A 17,686-nucleotide genomic window follows, 5' to 3' on the forward strand; every position below is an offset into this window, starting at 1 on the left:
GGTCACTCAGAGGACAAGATCCTCCAATAGCCCCCAAACACTCACACATCGCCAAAGCCCTGCGGCATGCGCTCATCCGTGCCCGGTGCCCAGTAGGGTCGGCGTGTCGCGATGCGTACGGCTGCGAGCTTTGGGGGAGATGTCCGGACATGCGAATTGGGACGAGCGCCCTCGGGGTCGCAGTACTGACGACTGCCCTGGTCGGGGCGGGCCAATCGAGCGCCCGGGCGGAAACCATCGGCGGCGAGCAGCTGGCCGGAACCGGCCTGGTGCTACCGCCCGGCGTGAAGGAGGCGCCGAAAAGCAAGGCCAGCGCGTTCGTGATCGCCGACGCCGAGACCGGGCAGGTGCTGGCGGCCAAGAACCCGCACGGGCGGTTCCTGCCGGCGAGCACGCTCAAGGCGCTGACCGCGGTCACGCTCATCCCCAAGCTGAAAAAGAACAAGCGGGTCCAGCCGAGCCGGGAGGCCTGCAACATCGAGGGCAGCGCGGTCGGCCTGGTGCCCAAGCCGATCTACCAGGTGGACGATCTGTTCCGGGCCCTGCTGATGGTCTCGGGCAACGACGCCGCGCACGCCCTGGCCGAGGCCAACGGCGGCGTCCCGGCCACGCTGGCGGACATGAACGCCGAGGCCAGGCGACTGCAGGCCAACGACACGGTGGCCAAGACCCCGAGCGGCCTGGACGAGCCCGGCCAGAGCAGTTCCGCCTACGATCTGGCGCTGATCGCCCGCGCGGGCCTCAAACTCCCCTCGTTCAAGGACTACATCTCCACCAAGACAGCGAAATTTCCGGCGCCCAAGGGCTACTACGAGATCGGCAACCACAACAAGCTGCTGTGGACCTACAACGGCATGGTGGGCGTGAAGAACGGCTGGACGTCCAAGGCCCAGGGCAGCTTCGTCGGCGCGGCCCGCAGGAACGGGCACACCGTGATCGTCGCGATCATGCGCCACGAGGGCTCCTTCTGGAGCGAGGTGGCCGACCTGCTCGACTGGGGCTTCGCCAACCGCGGCAAGGTCGCCCCGGTCGGCACGCTCGTCGACCCCCTCCCGGACCACACCCCGACGCCGCTCGCCAAATCGGGCACGCCGATCCCCGCGGCCGCGGACGTCGCCACCACCACGGTCGAGAAGAGCGGCACCCCGCTGGTGGCCACCCTCGTCCTGATCGGCAGCCTGACCGGCGGCCTGGTCTGGATCGGGTACGGCATCCGCCGCCGCGCCCGCCGCCGTTACTAATACCCGTTGGACGGGATCGGCGAGGGCTCCGGCGGTGGCCCGAGGGCGGCGGTGGCCGTCCAGGCGGCCGAGTAGAGGATCACCCGGGCCGACAGGTTCATCCAGATCAGCAGGCCCACGATGACGGCGAACGTGCCGTACACCGGATTGCTCAGGGTGTGCGCCAGCAGCAGCGTGGCGAGCTGCTTGAGCACCCCGAACAGGATCGCGCCGAGCACCGCGCCCCGGAACACGAATTTGAACGGCTGCGGCGGCTTCGGCCTGGCCAGCCAGCCCAGCAGGACGAGGAACAGCAGGATGTCGGCGGCGAGGCCGACCAGGATGCCGACCGCGGCCACGCCAAGCGTGCCGATCACCGAATGCTCCAGGCCGAACCAGCCCGCCACCGTGCTGGTCGCGCCCCCGGCGAATCCCGCGATCACCACCGAGGCGAGCATGGCGACGCCGAGCAGGATCAGCGCGACCAGGTCCCTGAGCTTGAGCAGGAAGAAGTTGAGCTGCGGCTCGGTGCTCATCCAGATCTTGCGGAAGGCCGTCCTGAGCGCGTCCACCGAGCCCAGGCCCGCGTAGAGCAGACCGACCAGACCGATGATCCCGGCGTTGACCCGCGCGTCCGCGAGCTGGTCGATCTGGAGCTGGTCGGCCAGACCCGGCAGCTGCTCGTTGATCGCGGCGGTGATCGTCTTCTTGGCCTCGGGGTCCAGCCAGCCGAACGCGACGACGTACCCGAACAGCGCGAACACCAGCGAGATGAGCGGGAAGAACGACAGGAACGCGAAGTAGGTGACCGACCCGGCGAGGTGATCGCCCGACTGCAGCTGGTAGCGATGCACGGTCCGGATCAGGTGGTCGATCCACGCGAACCGGATCCGCGCGTATTCGATGAGCCCGCGCCCGCGCGCCTTGATCGACTCGATGAGCTGCTTGAGGCGCGCGATCACAAGTCTCTCTTACCCGCTCACGGGGTGGGCAGGAACCCGATGTTCTCCCGGACGTGCGCCATGGTCTCGACCGCGACCGCGCGCGCCTTGGCCGCGCCGACGGCGAGCATGCGGTCCAGCTCGGCCTCGTCGCCGAGCAGCTTCTCGGTGCGCTCCCGGATCGGCGCGAACGTCTCCACCACGACCTCGGCCACGTCCTTCTTGAAGGTGCCGTAGCCCTGCCCCGCATACCGCGCCTCCAGCTCGGGGACGGGCGTGCCGGTGATCGCGGACTGGATCCTGAGCAGGTTGGTGATGCCGGGCTTGTTCTCCTCGTCGGCGACCACCTCGGAGCCGGTGTCGGTGACCGCGCGCATGACCTTCTTCCGCAGCGGGCCCGGCTGCTCCAGCACGTCCAGGATGCCCTGCGGGCTGGAGGAGGACTTGGACATCTTCGCGGTCGGATCCTGGAGGTCGGTGATCTTCTCGACCTCCTTCAGGATGTACGGGCTCGGCACGGTGAACGTGGGCCCGAACCGGTGGTTGAACCGCTGGGCCAGGTCGCGGGAGAGCTCCAGGTGCTGCTTCTGGTCGGCCCCGACCGGAACCTGGTCGGCCTGGTAGAGCAGGATGTCGGCCGCCTGCAGGATCGGGTAGGTGAACAGCCCCACGCTGGCCGAGCCCTCGCCGACCTTGGCGGACTTGTCCTTGAACTGGGTCATCCGGCCGGCCTCGCCCATGCCGGTCTGGCAGATCAGGATCCAGGCCAGCTCGGCGTGCTCGCGCACATGGCTCTGCACGAAGACCGCCGAGCGCTCGGGATCCAGGCCGCAGGCGAACAGCTGCGCGGCGGCGATCCTGGTCCGCCGGGTGAGCTCGGCCGCGCTCGGGTTGACCGTGAGCGCGTGCAGGTCCACCACCATGTAGAACGCGTCATGCGTGTCCTGCAGCGCGACCCACTGGCGCACCGCGCCCAGATAGTTGCCGAGGTGGAAGGAGTCGGCGGTGGGCTGGATGCCGGACAGAACTCGAGGACGGGCCATAGCCCTAGATTCTGTCAGGAGTTCCCGGCCGCTAGCGACTCGAATCCTCGACCGGCGGAGAGATCGGCTTCGGGGTCACCAGGACCCGGGAGACCCGGCGGCCGTCCATCTCGGTGACGGTGAGCCCGGCCCCCGGGCTGTCCACCGAGTCGCCGACCGCCGGCAGGTGGCCGAGCACGGCCATCACGTAGCCGCCCAGCGTCTCGTACGGCCCTTCGGGCAGGTTGATGCCGGTTTCGTCGGCGAAGTCGATCAGGCGGACCAGGCCCTCGACCTCGATGTCCCCGGCGATCCTGCGGACCGGCACCTCGTCCTCGTCGTACTCGTCGCGGATGTCGCCGATGAGTTCCTCGACCAGGTCCTCCAGGGTGACGATGCCGTCGGTGCCGCCGTACTCGTCGACGACGATGGCCAGGTGGTGGCCCTCGTCGCGCATCTCGGAGAGGGTGATCAGCACGCGCTTGCTGCTGGGCAGCATCTTGACCGGGCGGATCTGGACGAGCTCGCTGATCGGCTCGATCCGGCCGGTGAGCACCGGGTCGAGCAGGTCGCGCACGTGCACGAAGCCCACGATGTCATCGTAGGAGCCGCGGAACACCGGGAAACGGGAGTAGGGCATGCTGGCGGCCAGCACCGCCGCCTCGGCCAGGGGAGTGTCCGCGTCCATGAACTCGACCTCGGTCCTGGGCAGCATGACCTCGCGGAGCTGGCGTTTCCCGGCCGCGAAGACCTCGCCGATGAGGTGCCGCTCGTCCTCGGTGAGCTCGGCGTGGCCGACCACCATGTCGCGGAGCTCCTCGGTGGACATCTTCTCGCGGTCGGTCTTGGGGTTACCGCCGAGCAGCCGTACGACACCGTCGGTGGACTTGGAGAGCGCCCAGATGACCGGGCGGGACAGCGCGGCCACCCGGTCCAGGAACGGCGCGATCACCAGGGACAGGCCTTCGGCGCGCTGCCGGGCCAGCCGTTTGGGGGCGAGTTCGCCCAGCACCAGCGAGACGTACGAGATGGCGAGCGTGACCAGTACCAGGGAGACCACGGGTGCGGCGTGGCCGGACAACCCCCAGCCTTCGAGCACGGGGGTGAGCTGGCCGCTGAACCGCTCCGCGCCGAACGCGGCCGACAGCACGGTGGCGAAGGTCACTCCGATCTGCACGGCGGACAGGAACCGGTTGGGGTCGCGGGCCAGCTTGGCCACCCGGGCGCCGCGGCGGCCGAACGTGGCCAGGCGGCGGACCTGGCTCTCCCGCAGGGAGACCATGGCCATCTCGGCGGCGGCGAAGAAGCCCCCGATCAGAATGAAGATCAGGACGATGGCGATGTTCGTGAGGAGACTGTTCACTGGGGTTCCCGCCCGGGCCGACAGAATGATCTGCCAGCGTACTCGGCTAGGCTGGTCGGACAGATTCAAACAGAACTGAACAGGATCAAACGTGAAGCTTTTGGTAACCGGGGGCGCGGGATTCATCGGGAGTGTCGTCGCGGCGCAGCTGGTCGAGGCCGGGCACGCGGTCACCGTGCTGGACGACCTCTCCACCGGCCACGCCGACGCGGTCCCCGCGGGAGCGACCTTCGTGGCGGGTTCGATCACCGAGCCCGGAGATCTGACCGGTTTCGACGCCGTGCTGCACTTCGCCGCCAAATCCCTGGTCGGCGAGTCGGTCGAGCATCCTGACCGCTACTGGGCCAACAACCTTGGCGGCACGCTCACCCTGCTGGACGAGATGCGCGGTGCGGGCGTCGGCCGCATCGTCTTCTCCTCCACCGCCGCCGTGTACGGCGAGCCCGAGCGCACGCCCATCCGCGAATCCGACCCGACCCGCCCGGGCAACCCCTACGGCGCGTCCAAACTGGCCGTGGACACCGCCCTCACCACCTTCGCCAACCTGTACGGCCTGGCCGCCGTCAGCCTGCGCTATTTCAACGTCGCCGGCGCGTACGGCCGCTTCGCCGAACGCCACACGCCCGAGACGCACCTGATCCCCAACGTGCTCAAGGTCGCCCTGGGCGAGCGCGACTCGATCAGCCTGTTCGGGTCCGACTACCCCACCCAGGACGGCACCTGCGTCCGCGACTACGTGCACGTCGCCGACCTGGCCCAAGCTCACCTGCTGGCCCTGGACGCCTGCACGCCGGGCATACACCGAATCTACAACCTGGGCAACGGCACCGGTTTCTCGAACCAGGAGGTCATCGACGTCTGCCGCGAGGTGACCGGCCACGAGATCCCGGTCGTGGCCGCGCCCCGGCGGCCCGGCGACCCGGCCGTGCTGGTGGCCTCCTCGGACTTGATCCAGCGCGAGCTGGGCTGGAAGCCTGAGCACGCCACGCTACGGAGCATCGTCGAGGACGCCTGGGCGGCTCTTCGGTAATTGCCCCAATTCAATCCGTGAAATGTGATGAGATCTCATCATGAGGGAACTGCTTCCCAAGCTGGGTCTGGTGGCCCTCATCGTGCTGGGCAGTCTCATCGCCGCCGCCGGTGTGGTGTTCGCCACCGGCGGCCCGGAGCCCCAGCCGTCCGTCAAATGCCCCTCAGCGGGATTTAGCGGGGCTTAGCGGGACGGCGAGCCGCAGGTGGGCCTGGTTGTTGGCGGGGCGGCGGTCGCCCAGGTCACGCGAGTAGACGGTGGCCTGGGTGCGGACCGGGCGTTCCGGGGCGCGGAAGGCCAGCTGGAACCGGGCCGAGGCGCCCGACCTGATCGGCGGGAGCGTGCAGCCGACCAGATTCGCGTGGAGCTGGCAGCGCGCGCCCGTCCCGGTCAGGAAGCGCGCCCGGCCCGACTGCACGTAGACGATCGCGTCCCGGACCTCCCGAGGGCCCCGATTGTGCACGACCGCGTCGACGGCGTACTCCTCGCCCGGATGGGCGGCGCGCCGGGCCGGGACGAGCCGGACCGCGAGATCGGCGCCGTCGTCCACCTTGGTGAGGGCGTTGACGCGGTTGTTCTGCTCGTCGGCGTCGACCACCTCGGAGACGAGCGTGGCCTGGGCGCGGAGCGGGCCGGTCGCGCTGGGCCGGACCAGGCCGGTGATGGTCACCCCGCCCTTGCCGCCGGCCAGGATGTCGCGCGGCGAACGGCAGACGACCTCGTTGTAGCCGCGCCCGGGCTGGCACTCGGCCACGTCCACGCTCATGATCTCGACGTCGCGCGGGATCCGGACCGTGAGCACCGGCAGCACCGCGTCGCCGGGCCCGGCGTTGCCGACCGTGACCCGGTAGGTGATCGTCTGCCCGGGTTGCGCTATCGACGGGAAGGACTCGATCTTCACGGTCAGATCAGCGCCGCCGAACGGTCCCTCGGCCCTTGCGGGCGGCGCCGCGACCCCCGTGAGCAGGCTGACCAACGCGGCAACGACCCAACGACCCATGAATTCCCCCGAACTCTCGGATCCAATTCAAACCCGGACGGTCGGTGGGGATCGTGGTGACACGCCGCTAACAGGCGACCCGTTCAGGAGTGTCTGTCTCGGGGGTGAAGGCGACCCTGCCGAAGAAGCGTTTCAGCAGCGTACGGGCGGCGCCGGTCTCGTACATGTCGAGGATGGCCTGCCGGATGGGCACGCAGGTCCGGGTGTCGCCTTTGGGCAGCGCGACCGCGTAGCGGACGTCGTCCAGGCCCAGGCCGAGCACCCGGAACTTGAGGGTCTTCTCGCGGTTGGCGAAGCCGGCCAGCATCAGGTCGTCGCCAGGGATCGCGTCGACCAGACCACCCTTCAGGAGGTTCATGCAGTCGGCGTAGTCGCCCCCGGCGACCGGCGTCATCTTCACCCGGGCCAGGACCTGGTCGGCGCTGGTGCTGTCCGGGCGCGCGCAGAGCCGTTTCCCGGCCAGTTGGGCCTCGGTGGTGATACCGGCGTCCTGCCGTACCAGCACGTCGGTCTTGGCCTGGTAGTACGGCCCGGCGAACGTCACCTCGTCGGTCTTGAAGTCGTCGTAGGAGTAGGTGGCCAGGACCAGGTCCACCTGGCCCAGCTTCAGCGCGTCCTCCCGGGTGTAGCGGGAGACGGTCTGGAAGCTCACCCCGCTCGCGGGCACGCCGAGCTTGTCGGCGATGTATCTGGCCACCTCGACCTCGAAGCCGCTGACCGTCCCCGGTTCGCCGAGGGCGAGCCCCGGCACGTCGTCCCTGACCCCGATGACCAGCTTGCCGGTGGCGGCGGCCTTGTCGAAGACCGAGGTGAACGCGGTAGGGCGTGGGGTCATCGGCGTCAGGGTGGGGGTCGGCGTGGGGGTGACGTCGAAGGGCATCAGCTGCGTGGCGGCCACCACCCCGCCGATCACCAGCAGGGCCGAGCCCACAGCGAGACCGGCGGGCAGCCAGCGCCGCCGCTTGCGCTTCTGGGGGAGCACGATCGTGGCGGGCACGCCCTCGGTCGCGTGGCCGAGCAGCCGGGACAGGATCAGGTCGGCCGTCGGCCGGTCGGCGGGGACCTTGTTCAGGCAGGCCCGGACCACCCCGCGCAGCGGCTCGGGCAGCGGGGTGACATCGATGTCATGGTTGAGGATGCGGTTGAGCACCACCGCGATCGAGGAGCCGCCGAAGGCCACCTGGCCGGTCGCCGCGTAGGCCATGGTGGCGCCCCACGCGAACACGTCGGTGGCCGGGCCGATGTCATCCCCGGAGATCTGCTCGGGGGCCATGTAGGCCGGCGTGCCGACCGCCCTGCTGGTGATCGTCCCGGTCGAGTCGATGATCCGGGCGATGCCGAAGTCGACCACCCGGGGGCCGTCCGCGGCCAGCAGCACGTTGTCGGGCTTGAAGTCGCGGTGCACGATTCCGGCGTTGTGGATGGCGGTGAGCGCGGTAGCCGTACCGACCGCGAGCCGGTCCAGTTCGGCGCCGCGCAGCGGGCCCGAGCCCTCCACCGCGTGCCGCAGCGACTGGCCCTCGATGTATTCGCTCGCGATGTACGGCGTGTCGCCCTGCAGGTCGGCGGCGATCACCCGGGCGGTGCGCTCGCTCGCCACCCGCTGCGCGGCCCGTAACTCCCGGGCGAACCGGGACCTGGCGATCGCGTCCCCGGTGAACTTGACGTGCAGCAGCTTGATCGCGGCCCGCTCCCCGGCCTGGTTCTCGCCCAGGTAGACGATGCCCTGACCGCCCTCACCGAGCTGCCCGGAAATAGTGAAGGGCCCGATTTGTTTCGGATCCCCCGGCCCGAGCGGAACGATCATCTCATCCCCATGATTCTGCAAAGTACCGACTTGCAGCACTTTACGACCCCGAAGGACATGATGATCCCCCGTACGCGAAAGGGCCACCCTCGGGCGGCCCTTCACGCGAAACGGGGGTCTAGCGCGCCATCTTCTTCTTCAGGTTCTCGTCCAGCGCGGCCAGGAAGTCCTGCGTGGTCAGCCACTCGGCGTCGCCGCCGACCAGGAGCGCCAGGTCCTTGGTCATCTGGCCGCCCTCGACGGTCTCCACGCAGACCTGCTCCAGCTTGTCCGCGAAGTCGATCACCTCGGGCTGGTTGTCCAGCTTGCCGCGGTGCTGCAGGCCGCGGGTCCAGGCGAAGATCGAGGCGATCGGGTTGGTGGAGGTGGGCTTGCCCTGCTGGTGCTGGCGGTAGTGCCGGGTGACCGTGCCGTGCGCGGCCTCGGCCTCCACGGTCTGGCCGTCCGGGGTCATCAGCACCGAGGTCATCAGGCCGAGCGAGCCGAAGCCCTGCGCCACCACGTCGGACTGCACGTCGCCGTCGTAGTTCTTGCAGGCCCAGACGTAGCCGCCCTCCCACTTGAGCGCGGCGGCCACCATGTCGTCGATCAGGCGGTGCTCGTAGGTGATGCCGGCGGCCTCGAAGTCGGCCTTGAACTCCGACTCGAAGATCTCCGCGAAGATGTCCTTGAACCGCCCGTCGTACGCCTTGAGGATCGTGTTCTTGGTCGACAGGTAGACCGGGAAGTTGCGGTCCAGGCCGTAGCGGAACGAGGCGCGGGCGAAGTCGCGGATGGACTCGTCCAGGTTGTACATGGCCATGGCCACGCCGCCGCCGGGGAAGTCGAACACGTCCAGTTCGATCGGCTGGCTGCCGTCGCTGGGGGTGAAGGTCAGGGTGAGCGCGCCCTCGCCGGGGATCCTGATGTCGGTGGCGCGGTACTGGTCGCCGAAGGCGTGACGGCCGACCACGATCGGCTTGGTCCAGCCCGGGACCAGGCGGGGGACGTTGGACATGATGATCGGCTCGCGGAAGATGACGCCGCCGAGGATGTTGCGGATCGTCCCGTTCGGGGAGCGCCACATCTTCTTCAGGCCGAACTCCTCGACCCGGGCCTCGTCCGGCGTGATGGTGGCGCACTTGACGCCCACGCCGTACTGCTTGATGGCGTGCGCGGCGTCGATGGTCACCTGGTCGTCGGTGGCGTCCCGGTGCTCGATGCCGAGGTCGTAGTACTTGAGGTCGACGTCCAGGTAGGGCAAGATCAGCTGGTCCTTGATGAACTGCCAGATGATCCGGGTCATCTCGTCGCCGTCAAGCTCGACGACCGGGCCCGCTACCTTGATCTTGGGCATGCTAGGGGTTCCCCTTCTGAACGAACACAATCCTGCTGCGGCAGTCCTTTTTGCGGTGCCGTTGAGGCTATCGAACCGGCGTTACCGGTCCGCGACTAGGGCGCATGAAAGTCGATGGAGAAGGCGATCGCCCCCACCACCAGGAGGAATCCGAAGACGGCGAGGGTGAGCACGTCCGTCTTCCTGCTCCGGATGGCCAGCGCCCCGGTGCTCCGGCCGGGCACCACCAGCCGCAGCCCGGCGCCGCCCAGCATCGTGATCCCCATGACCATGGCGGCGGTGGGCGGGGCGTAGCCCAGGGCGATCAGCCCAAGACCGGCAGCCGCACCCGCTGCCACCAGCAGGTACGGCCACCAGGGGGTCTTGTTACCGTTCGTCAATCGGGGTCCACTTCTGGTCGCGCTCGCCGATGTACTCGCTGTCGGGGCGAATCAGCCGGTTGTCGGCGTGCTGCTCGATCACGTGCGCGGTCCACCCGGCCATGCGGCTGACCGAGAAGACCGGCGTGAACAGATCAGTTGGAATCCCAAGGTAGTGGTAGACGGTGGCGGCGAAGAAGTCGACGTTGGGGTAGAGGCCCTTCTCGGCGAGAACCACCTCCTCCATCTCCTTCGACATCCGGTAGTAGGTGTCGTCCCCGGACGCCTCGCCCAGCTCCCGCGACATCGCGCGCAGATGGGTGGCCCGCGGGTCCTCGACCTTGTAGACGCGGTGCCCGAACCCCATGATCTTCTCGTGCGCGGCCAGCTTGTCGCGGACCGCCTGGGCCACCCCGGTGGAGTCGAGGCTCTCCAGGGTCCGCATGACCTGCTCGTTGGCACCGCCGTGCAGGGGGCCCTTCAGGGTGCCGATGGCGGCCACCACGGCCGAGTGCATGTCCGACAAGGTAGCCGCGCAGACGCGGGCCGCGAAGGTGGACGCGTTCATGGTGTGGTCCGCGTGCAGCACCAGGCACTCGTCGAAGATCTCCACTTCCCGGTCGGACGGCAGCCGCCCGGTGATCTGCAACAGGAAGTTGGCCGCGATGCTCAGCTCGGGATCGGGCTCCGGGATCTCGGTGCCGGTTCTGGAGGCGTGGTAGCGGGCCACCAGGAGGGGCTGCTGCGCGGTGAGTCTGGCCGCCTTGCGCAGGTTCGCGTCGGCGGCGTTGGAGTCCTTGTCCGGATCGTCGGCGCTGGCCAGCGAGACCAGCGTGCGCAGGGCCTCCATCGGCTCCTGCTTCTCGGCGATCTCCGCCACGTTGGCCTGAACCAGGTTGCCGAGCTTCCGGCCACGGACCAATTCGTCGCCATATGCGGCGAGTTGTTCCCTGTTGGGAAGTTTTCCGTGCTGGAGCAGGTGAGCGGTTTCTTCGAAGGTAGTACGGCCGGCCAGATCGTGGATGTCGTAGCCACGATAGAAGAGCCGGCCCGCCTTGCCGTCGATGTCGCTCAGCGCTGTGGACGCGGCGACGACATCAGCCAGGCCTTTGGTGGGCTTGTCCGCCATAAGTGTTTCCTCCACTTATCTACGCTGGAAGTCTACCTGTGAGCAGGTAAAGGGCTTTGCAGAGGTCCAAACCAATTTCGTGAGAGATTCTCCGTTGGGCAAAGGGCGATTCCCCATCACCACGTTTGGGTAAGCCGGAGGTGTAGGGAAAGTAACGGCGGGCTACCTGGGGAGGAACTGCCGTGGAGGGGCCGTTCATACGGATCGAGGACACCGGCGAGGTGGTGCCCTTGCGCCCCGAGATCACCACGATCGGCCGGGGCCGAGGGGCCGACATCCGGCTGACGGATCCGAGCGTGTCACGACTGCACGCCGAATTCGTCCGCCGCGGGCCGTACCTGTATGTCGTTGACCTGGGCCTGTCCAGGAACGGCACGCGGGTGAACGGCAGGCCGATCGCCCGGAGGGTGCTCGACGACGGCGACGTCGTGTCGTTCGGCGCCGCCAGGGCCAGGGTCGGCGGAGTGCCCCGCGAGGACATCGCGCCCGAGGTCGAGCTGCGGCGGGCCGCCGCGCCCGAACTCACCCGGCGCGAGGTCGACGTGCTCACTTCGCTGTGCCGCCCGGCACTGTCGGACGAGGCGTTCGTGGCTCCGGCCACGGCCCGCGAGATCGCCGACGACCTGGTGGTGACCGAGGCGGCGGTCAAGCAGCACCTGCTCCGGCTCTACCAGAAGTTCCGCATCCCGGAGGGCACCAACCGGCGCACCCGCCTCGCCAACGAGGTGGTCGCGCTGGGCCTGGTCCGGCCGACACCGGTGGTCCCGCCGCAACGGGCGACCGAGTCGGCGGCCCCACCCGGGGCGCCCGCGCAGCCCGCGGCGGGAGCCGCGAGCCGCCGGGCCAGTTGATTTAGTCGCCTGGTCGGCGGCTATGGAACGGGTTTCTGGTTAACCTCGGCGCGGTGTTCGCCACCGCGCCGAGCATGACGGCTAGTGGAAGAAGTGCCTGGTGCCGGTGAAGTAGAGCGTCACTCCGGCGGCTTCGGCGGCGGCGATGACCTCCTCGTCCCGGATCGAACCGCCGGGTTCGACGACCGCTCGCACGCCCGCCTCGATCAGCACCTGCAGGCCGTCCGCGAACGGGAAGAACGCGTCCGACGCGCCGACCGCGCCCACCGACCGGTCCCCCGCCCGGGAGACCGCCAGGCGCGCCGAGTCGACCCGGTTCACCTGGCCCATGCCCACCCCGACCGACGCGCCGCCGGAGGCCAGCAGGATCGCGTTGGACTTGACCGAGCGGCAGGCCCGCCAGGCGAACGCCAGATCCGCCAGGACCTCTGCCGAGGCGGGCTGCCCCGCCTTGAGCTCCCAGTTCTCCGGCTGGTCGCCGGGGGCCTGGAAACGGTCGGTGCGCTGCACCAGCAGGCCGCCGTCGATCCGCCGGAACTCGGCCGGGTTGGCCGGGCCCTGCGGGCAGGCCAGCAGGCGCAGGTTCTTCTTGCCGGTCAGCAGCGGCAGCGCGTCCGCGGCGTACGACGGCGCGATCACGACCTCGGTGAAGATGGGCGCGATCTGCTCGGCCAGCTCGCGGGTCACCTCCCGGTTCACGGCGATCACCCCGCCGTACGCGGAGACCGGGTCGCACGCGTGCGCCTTACGGTGGGCCTCGGCCACGGTCTCGCCCACCGCGATGCCGCACGGGTTGGCGTGCTTGATGATCGCGACCGCCGGGTCGGCGAAGTCCCAGGCCGCCCGCCAGGCGGCGTCCGCGTCCACGTAGTTGTTGTAGGACATCTCCTTGCCCTGCAACTGCTCGGCGCCCGCCAGGCCGCCGGTCTGGCCGGAGTACAGGGCGGCCTGCTGGTGCGGGTTCTCGCCGTACCTGAGGGTGGCGCGGCGCTGCCAGGACGCGGCCATGAAGGTCGGCCAGGCCTCCTCCGCGGCGTACACGTTGGCGAACCAGGAGGCGACCTCGATGTCGTAGGAGGCCGTGTGCGCGTAGGCGCGGGCGGCCAGCCTGCGGCGGTCGGTGAGGGTGAAACCGCCCTCGGCCAGGGCGGTCAGCACCTCGGGGTAGGCCCTGGGGTCGGTCACCACGGCGACCGTGCTGTGGTTCTTGGCGCCTGCGCGGATCATCGCGGGGCCGCCGATGTCGATCTGCTCCACGCAGTCGGCGTCGGACGCGCCGGACTCCACCGTCTCGCGGAACGGGTAGAGGTTGACCACGGCCAGCTGGAACGGCTCGATCTCCAGCTCCTCCAGCTGCTTGACGTGAGACGGCTTGGCCCCGTCGGCGAGCAGGCCCGCGTGCACCCGCGGGTGCAGGGTCTTGACCCGGCCGTCCAGGCACTCGGGGAAGCCGGTGAGCGACTCCACCTTGGTGACCGGGATGCCGAACGAGGCGATCGCGGCGGCCGTGCCGCCAGTGGAGACGATCTCCACGCCGCTCGCCTCCAGGCCGCGGGCCAGCTGCTCCAGCCCGCTCTTGTCGTAAACGGCGATCAACGCGCGCCGGATGGCGATCCGAGTCACGGGTGCTCCTCCTGTGTTGTGTCCCCTGGTTGCGCTACCCGGCCGAACCGTACGCGCCGGCCGCGGGTGTGCCAGCCCTCGCGGGCCAGCCGGCCCACGACCTCGACCAGCAGCCGGCGCTCGACCGTTTTGATCCGCTCGTGCAGCGAGGCCTCGTCGTCCTCGTCCCGTACGGCGACCGCCTCCTGGGCGATCACCGGGCCGGTGTCCACGCCCGCGTCGACCAGGTGCACGGTGCAGCCGGTGACGCGCACGCCGTACGCCAAGGCGTCGTGGACGGCGTGCGCGCCCGGGAAAGCGGGCAGCAGGGCCGGGTGGGTGTTGACGACCGGCCAGGCGTCCAGCACGCTCGGACCGAGAATCTTCATGAATCCGGCGGAGACCACGAGATCCGGTTTGTACTCGGCGATGCGGGCGGCCAGCGCCGCATCCCAGGCCGCGCGGGTAGCGTGGTCACCGACCCGGACGACGAACGTCGGGACGGCGGCGCGCTCGGCGCGGGCCAGGCCCTCGATGCCGTCGCGGTCGGCCCCGACGGCGACGACGGCGGCGCCGAAGGCGTCATCTGCCGCGGCGTCCAGCAGGGCTTGTAGGTTGGTCCCCGAACCCGAAACGAGGACCACGAGCCGGGAAGACAGGACGAATCTCCTAACGGCGAGTCAACGGGTGCGGGAAAAGGGTATCGGGCGAGGAGAACGTGACTACACCGCTGCAAGTGTCGACGCCGGAACTGGGCGGCCGCCGGGCGCTGACCCTGGCCCTGATGGCGCTGATCTTCACATTCATGCTGCCCGCCGCGGGCCTGGCGCTGTCGGTGTTCGGCTTCGTGGTGGGCGTGCGCGACGCGCGCCTGCTCGGCCGGGCCAAGCAGCGCACCGGGATGGCGGTCAGCGCCATCGTGATCTCCGTGATCGCGTTCCTGCTCGGGGCTGTGACCACGCTCGTGCAGGTGTACTTCTCGGCCGAGCTCACCGCGTATGCGGAGTGCCGGAAGGGGGCGGGGACGGTCACGGCCGAGCAGGAGTGCACTGGGGCGTTGAAGCGCGCCCTGGAAAGCAAGCTAGGCGTGCCCTGGCCATCGGACATGCCCCTGCCTGGGTGACCTTGCGGGCTCCAGGCCTTTCGGGCTCTACTCCTTCGGGCTCCCGGCCTTCGGGCTCTGCTCCTTCGGGCTCCGGCTCTTTCTGAATGCCGGTTGTTTGGGGTGACCAGGTCTTGGGCTGACCTGCTCTCTTGGGGTCATCAGTCCTTGTCGCGTGCGTAGGGGTCGACGTAGATGACATGGCCGCCCTTGTCGTCGGTTCCGTCGACGATGTCGTTTCGGACATGCCGCTGCCCGGGTGACCAGCTTTCCGGGATGCCGGTTGCTTGGGGCTCTTGGGGTGATCAGTCCTTGTCCCATGCGTAGGGGTCGACGTAGATGACATGGCCGCCGCGGTCGTCGGTTTCGTCGACGATGTCGTTGCGGCCGGGGCGTACCGGCTCGGAGCGTTTGCGGGGGAACGCGTCGGTGTCGGCGTGTTCGTCGGTCCAGTCGTCCTTGATGACCGGGATGGGCATCGTGTCGGCCTCGGTGGCGTCCATCCAGTGACCGGGTAGCGGTTTGACCGGTTTGACCTTCTTGGCGACCTTGCCGACCGCTTTCTTGATCGGTGCCGCCGGGGAGCGGGACATCAGCCACCAGTTGGCCAGGCCCGCCGAGATGCCCGCGGCCACGCCCACCTCCAGCGTCACCGACAGCGCGACCTCCCACGGCGACGGCCCCACCGCCGACAGGCGAGCCCCGCCCAGCGGGCCTCCGGACAGCGCCGCCAGCACCCCCGCCACCCCGCCAGAGGACAGCCCGCAGACGAACCCCCACAGCGGAGCCGCCTCCAGCGACGGTGTCGGGGCGATCCTGGCGACCACCACCCCCGCCACCGTCCCCGCCGCGAACGGCACGGCGATCACCGCCATCAGCCACGGCGGCACCGCGCCGGACTCGGGCAGCGCGCCCAGCAGCGGCAACGTCGGCAGCGTGCTCAGCTTCACCCCCGTCGGCGCGACCAGCGTGCCCGCACCGATCGCGAACCCCGGCCCAGCGATGTACGCCATGCCCCAGATGACCGCGTTGAACAGGTAAAGCCCCTCAACCAGAAGCAGCAGCAGACCACCGACGAAACCCGGACTCAGCACGTCCGACAGCTGCTGGATCTCGTCGAAGTTGACCACGATCGACCCCAGCACCAGCACCAGACCCGCGGCCAGCATCATCGACATGGCTACCGCCGTGCCTACCACCACCGACCTCGGCCGCTCCGGCAGCAGCCGCAACATCGACCGCCACGGCCCGATCGTCCGGGCCACCGCCACCGAACCGGCCACGAACGCCAGCAGGAAGTGGCTGACCAGCGCCTCCCCCAGGAACGGCTGGGTGACCTCGTTCGAAGCCACCAGCGCGATCATGCCCGCCAGCAGCGCGTACGGCGCGGCCAGCGAGATACCCGCCCGCGCGATCAGCACGAACTGCGCCCGCCGCCGCGCGTTCGCCAGATCCTTCGGCGTTCCTTTGGGCAACCGCGCGGGCATCCGCAGCCGCAGGTCCGCGTCCCTGGCCATCCACAGCCCCGCCCGGTAGAGCAGCGTGCCCGGCAGGATCATCAACCCCAGCGGCAGCAGCCCCACCCGTCCCCCCGGAATGGCGAACCCCGCATGGTGCGCCGCCAGCCACAGCTGACACGCCGTCCGGAACACCCCCGGCAGCCCCTGCCCAAACGCCGTCCGCGGCGCCGCTATCCACCCAAGCAGCGTCAGCGTGGTCAACACGGCCAACCCCACACCAAGCGTCAAAGCCGCCGCCAACATCCCCGAAACCGGCAGCGGCCGCCGATCCTCGTCACCGAAGACGGCCCTGGGGACAGTCCGAATCTGGTCAAGAAGCGCCGTCACAGTACCCGATGTTCTCAAGCCCCACCGCTCAGGTGGTCACGCCGCGCCGTAAATATGGATGATCCTCCGGATCGGTAGAACAGGAGAACCACGATCCCATGGCTGTCATTTCGTCCGGCAACCACGACACTGACGGGGCCGGACGGAGCCCGAGGATAAGCAAAAGGCTGGGCGAATGGGAGAACCCACAGCAACGCAACTGCCGCTCCCTCCAGGCAACCACGACGCTGACAGGGCCGAGCGGAGCCCGAGGATTGCAAAGGGCTGGGCAAATGGGAGAACCCACAGCAACGCGACTGCCGCTCCCTCCAGGCAACCACGACACTGACAGGGCCGGACGGAGCCCGAGGATTGCAAAGGGCTGGGCAAATGGGAGAACCCACAGCAACGCAACTGCCGCTCCCTCCAGGCAACCACGACACTGACAGGGCCGGGCGGAGCCTGAGGATAAGCAAAGGGCTGATGCTCCTATGTCCTGTCAAGCGGCTGGAGCAAGATCTTTTCGTGTGCTGGGCTGGGTTTTCGGGTGGGTCAGTATCCGGTAGAGCTGGCGTGCGATGTATCGCTTGAGGCAGCGGATGATCTCTCGTTTGGAGAGGCCTTCCTTGGTGCGTCGTTTGACGTAGGCGCGGGTGTTCGGGTCGTGGCTCATACGGACGAGTGTGATGGTGTACAGGGCGCGGTTGGCTTGCCGGTCGCCGCCGCGGTTGAGGCGGTGACGAGTGGTGCGGCCGCTGGAGGCCGGGACGGGCGAGACGCCGCACAGGGACGCGAAGGCCGCTTCGCTGGTCAGCCGGTCGGGGTTGTCGCCGCAGACGGCCAGGAGCTGCGCGGCGGTCTCCACGCCGACGCCGTGAACGGCGAGCAGGTCGGGCCGGACTCGCTCGACCATGGGCTGGAGCTGGCCGTCGAGGGTGTCGATCTCGGTGGTGAGGGTCCGCCAGCGGCGCGCGAGGTGCACGAGCGCGGCAGCGACGCCGTGGGCGGGGTCGGCCAGGTCCCCGCTCACCTCGAGGGCGGCGCAGGTGTCTGCGAGTTTGGCGCCTTTGAGCCCGGCGAGGTCCTCGCGCAGCACGG

General features: G+C 69.2%; 17 protein-coding genes. 5 read left to right on the top strand and 12 right to left on the bottom strand.

Going from position 1 to position 17,686, the window contains the following annotated elements; all coding sequences use genetic code 11:
• Positions 1-149 precede the first annotated feature (149 nt).
• Positions 150-1,241, top strand: coding sequence for a D-alanyl-D-alanine carboxypeptidase family protein (locus Amac_RS44720; protein ID WP_155360531.1), 1,092 nt, complete (start codon positions 150-152; stop codon positions 1,239-1,241).
• Here Amac_RS44720 and Amac_RS44725 read toward each other — a convergent pair.
• From Amac_RS44725 to Amac_RS44735, 3 genes are read right to left on the bottom strand one after another with little or no spacing between them, the layout of a single operon-like run.
• On the bottom strand, positions 1,238-2,182 hold the full coding sequence (locus Amac_RS44725; protein ID WP_246269098.1) for a YihY/virulence factor BrkB family protein: 945 nt from the start codon (positions 2,180-2,182) through the stop codon (positions 1,238-1,240). The genes Amac_RS44720 and Amac_RS44725 overlap by 4 nt on opposite strands.
• Before the next feature lie 17 nt (positions 2,183-2,199).
• Positions 2,200-3,204: a tryptophan--tRNA ligase gene (gene trpS / locus Amac_RS44730; RefSeq protein WP_155360532.1), complete on the bottom strand. Its 1,005-nt coding sequence runs from the start codon at positions 3,202-3,204 to the stop codon at positions 2,200-2,202.
• A gap of 31 nt (positions 3,205-3,235) precedes the next feature.
• On the bottom strand, positions 3,236-4,546 hold the full coding sequence (locus Amac_RS44735; RefSeq protein WP_170322980.1) for a hemolysin family protein: 1,311 nt from the start codon (positions 4,544-4,546) through the stop codon (positions 3,236-3,238).
• A 91-nt stretch (positions 4,547-4,637) separates the two neighbouring features.
• Between Amac_RS44735 and galE the strand changes: the two genes are divergently transcribed.
• The gene (gene galE, locus Amac_RS44740; RefSeq protein WP_155360534.1) at positions 4,638-5,576 is read left to right on the top strand and encodes a UDP-glucose 4-epimerase GalE; all 939 of its coding nucleotides are present in this window, start codon (positions 4,638-4,640) and stop codon (positions 5,574-5,576) included.
• A gap of 40 nt (positions 5,577-5,616) precedes the next feature.
• On the top strand, positions 5,617-5,763 hold the full coding sequence (locus tag Amac_RS44745) for a hypothetical protein (RefSeq protein WP_155360535.1): 147 nt from the start codon (positions 5,617-5,619) through the stop codon (positions 5,761-5,763).
• Here Amac_RS44745 and Amac_RS44750 read toward each other — a convergent pair.
• The 5 genes from Amac_RS44750 to Amac_RS44770 form a co-directional block, all read right to left on the bottom strand.
• A complete protein-coding gene (locus Amac_RS44750) occupies positions 5,740-6,576 on the bottom strand; it encodes a CARDB domain-containing protein (protein ID WP_155360536.1) in 837 nt (278 codons plus the stop codon). The genes Amac_RS44745 and Amac_RS44750 overlap by 24 nt on opposite strands.
• 67 nt (positions 6,577-6,643) lie before the next feature.
• The gene (locus Amac_RS44755; protein ID WP_155360537.1) at positions 6,644-8,383 is read right to left on the bottom strand and encodes a serine/threonine-protein kinase; all 1,740 of its coding nucleotides are present in this window, start codon (positions 8,381-8,383) and stop codon (positions 6,644-6,646) included.
• Between the two features lie 118 nt (positions 8,384-8,501).
• Positions 8,502-9,719: an NADP-dependent isocitrate dehydrogenase gene (locus Amac_RS44760; protein ID WP_155360538.1), complete on the bottom strand. Its 1,218-nt coding sequence runs from the start codon at positions 9,717-9,719 to the stop codon at positions 8,502-8,504.
• 95 nt (positions 9,720-9,814) lie between these two features.
• Positions 9,815-10,099: a DUF3017 domain-containing protein gene (locus Amac_RS44765; RefSeq protein ID WP_155360539.1), complete on the bottom strand. Its 285-nt coding sequence runs from the start codon at positions 10,097-10,099 to the stop codon at positions 9,815-9,817.
• Positions 10,086-11,222 carry a citrate/2-methylcitrate synthase gene (locus Amac_RS44770; protein WP_246269099.1) on the bottom strand — a complete coding sequence of 379 codons (1,137 nt, stop codon included), beginning with the start codon at positions 11,220-11,222 and terminating at the stop codon, positions 10,086-10,088. Before Amac_RS44770 ends, Amac_RS44765 begins: the two co-directional genes overlap by 14 nt.
• A gap of 167 nt (positions 11,223-11,389) precedes the next feature.
• Between Amac_RS44770 and Amac_RS44775 the strand changes: the two genes are divergently transcribed.
• Positions 11,390-12,058, top strand: a complete 669-nt coding sequence (locus Amac_RS44775) for an FHA domain-containing protein (protein ID WP_155360540.1) — start codon at positions 11,390-11,392, stop codon at positions 12,056-12,058.
• Positions 12,059-12,139: 81 nt separating this feature from the next.
• On the opposite strand, the gene purH is transcribed toward Amac_RS44775, so the two are convergent.
• Positions 12,140-13,681 (bottom strand): bifunctional phosphoribosylaminoimidazolecarboxamide formyltransferase/IMP cyclohydrolase, encoded by a 1,542-nt coding sequence (gene purH / locus Amac_RS44780; protein ID WP_155360541.1) that lies wholly within the window; start codon positions 13,679-13,681, stop codon positions 12,140-12,142.
• Positions 13,678-14,319 (bottom strand): phosphoribosylglycinamide formyltransferase, encoded by a 642-nt coding sequence (gene purN / locus Amac_RS44785; RefSeq protein WP_155360542.1) that lies wholly within the window; start codon positions 14,317-14,319, stop codon positions 13,678-13,680. Before purN ends, purH begins: the two co-directional genes overlap by 4 nt.
• Positions 14,320-14,378: 59 nt before the next feature.
• Between purN and Amac_RS44790 the strand changes: the two genes are divergently transcribed.
• A complete protein-coding gene (locus Amac_RS44790) occupies positions 14,379-14,783 on the top strand; it encodes a hypothetical protein (RefSeq protein ID WP_155360543.1) in 405 nt (134 codons plus the stop codon).
• Positions 14,784-15,067: 284 nt separating this feature from the next.
• Here Amac_RS44790 and Amac_RS44795 read toward each other — a convergent pair whose 3' ends face one another.
• Both Amac_RS44795 and Amac_RS44800 read right to left on the bottom strand, forming a co-directional pair.
• The gene (locus tag Amac_RS44795) at positions 15,068-16,486 is read right to left on the bottom strand and encodes a cell division protein PerM (protein WP_246269100.1); all 1,419 of its coding nucleotides are present in this window, start codon (positions 16,484-16,486) and stop codon (positions 15,068-15,070) included.
• A 601-nt stretch (positions 16,487-17,087) separates the two neighbouring features.
• Positions 17,088-17,686: transposase (locus Amac_RS44800; protein WP_155360545.1), on the bottom strand; the 599-nt coding region annotated here is incomplete at its 5' end.

The sequence above is a fragment of the Acrocarpospora macrocephala genome, from assembly GCF_009687865.1.
GTDB lineage: Bacteria > Actinomycetota > Actinomycetes > Streptosporangiales > Streptosporangiaceae > Acrocarpospora > Acrocarpospora macrocephala.

Coding starts and splice junctions, on each gene's coding strand:
- Amac_RS44750 (WP_155360536.1), bottom strand. CDS start 6,576: ATGGGTCGTTGGGTCGTTGCCGCGTTGGTCAGCCTGCTCACGGGGGTC.
- Amac_RS44760 (WP_155360538.1), bottom strand. CDS start 9,719: ATGCCCAAGATCAAGGTAGCGGGCCCGGTCGTCGAGCTTGACGGCGAC.
- Amac_RS44720 (WP_155360531.1), top strand. CDS start 150: ATGCGAATTGGGACGAGCGCCCTCGGGGTCGCAGTACTGACGACTGCC.
- Amac_RS44745 (WP_155360535.1), top strand. CDS start 5,617: ATGAGGGAACTGCTTCCCAAGCTGGGTCTGGTGGCCCTCATCGTGCTG.
- trpS (WP_155360532.1), bottom strand. CDS start 3,204: ATGGCCCGTCCTCGAGTTCTGTCCGGCATCCAGCCCACCGCCGACTCC.
- Amac_RS44755 (WP_155360537.1), bottom strand. CDS start 8,383: ATGATCGTTCCGCTCGGGCCGGGGGATCCGAAACAAATCGGGCCCTTC.